Source organism: Ideonella sp. P3_A4 (assembly GCF_056403075.1).
The window spans coordinates 1-1,267 of record NZ_JBFUGE010001088.1; the positions used below are offsets into that span (position 1 = coordinate 1).

The window sequence follows — 1,267 nt, forward strand, 5'->3', positions numbered from 1 at the left end:
GTGTCGCCCTGGCTGCCTTGGTGGCCACGGTGATCGCGATGGCCATGTGGGCGAGCCAGGGCGACTGGCGCGTGCTGTACGCCGGCCTGCCTGACAAGGAAGCCGGCGCCATCGTCGCCGAGCTCGGCGCGATGAACGTGCCCTACAGATATACGGACGGCGGCGGCGCGATCAAGGTCCCGGCCGATCGCTTGTACGACGCCAAGATGAAGCTGGCCGCCAAGGGCATGCCCAAGGCTTCGGTCGTCGGCAACGAACTGCTCGATGTCAGCCGCTTCGGCCAGACCGACCGCCAGGAGCGCGCCAACATGCAGCGCGCGCTGGAAGGCGAACTGGTGCGCACGATCAGCAAGCTCGAAGGCGTCGAAGACGCCCGCGTGCACCTGGCGCTGCCGAACCAGAACGGTTTCTTCCGCGAGCAACAACGAGCCAGCGCCAGCGTGATGCTGACGCTGCACCCCGGCTTCAAGCTCGACCGTGCCCAGGCCGCCGGCATCGTGCACCTGGTGTCGTCCAGCGTGCCCGAGCTGAACCCCAAGTCGGTCAGCGTGCTCGACCAGCGCGGCGCGTTGATCTCCGGCCCCGAAGAAGACAACGGCAAGTCGCTCAACGAGCAGCAGCTGCAGTATGTGGCCCAGGTCGAGAAGGGCTACCTGACCCGTGTGACGGAACTGCTGGAGCCGGTGGTTGGCCGCGACAACCTGCGCGCTACCGTGACCGCCGACGTCGATTTCACGCAGGTCGAGTCGACCAGCGAACAGTTCCGCCCGAACCAGGGCAACGAACCCGCAGCGGTTCGCAGCCAGTCGACCAACGAAGCCAACAACGCCGGCAGCGTGACGCCGTCCGGCGTGCCGGGCGCCACCAGCAACCAGCCGCCGACGCCGGCCACCGCGCCGATCAACGGCAGCGCTGCCCCGCTGCAAGCGGCCAACGGCAACAGCCAGACCGGTGGCTCGGGCCGTCGCGAGGCCACCACCAACTACGAGGTCGACAAGACGGTGCAGATGAAGCGCAACGCGGTCGGCGTTGTCAAGCGCTTGAACGCTGCCGTCGTGGTCAATCACCGCAGCAAGACCGACGCCAAGGGCAAGACGACGACGACCCCGTTGAGCGCCGAGGAACTCGAAAAACTGACCGCGCTGGTGCAGGAAGCAGTAGGCTTCAGCAAGGAACGCGGTGACTCGGTGCGTGTCATCAATGCCCCGTTCCAGACCGAGGTGGCCGAGAAGGTGGACGAACTGCCGTTCTGGAAGCAGCCCTGGGT

General features: G+C 66.8%; 1 protein-coding gene. It reads left to right on the top strand.

Features of this window, described 5'->3' with window-relative positions; translation table 11 throughout:
- Positions 1-1,267 (top strand): flagellar basal-body MS-ring/collar protein FliF (gene fliF, locus AC1DYI_RS36070; protein WP_477208891.1); only part of this gene is annotated, 1,267 nt, incomplete at both ends.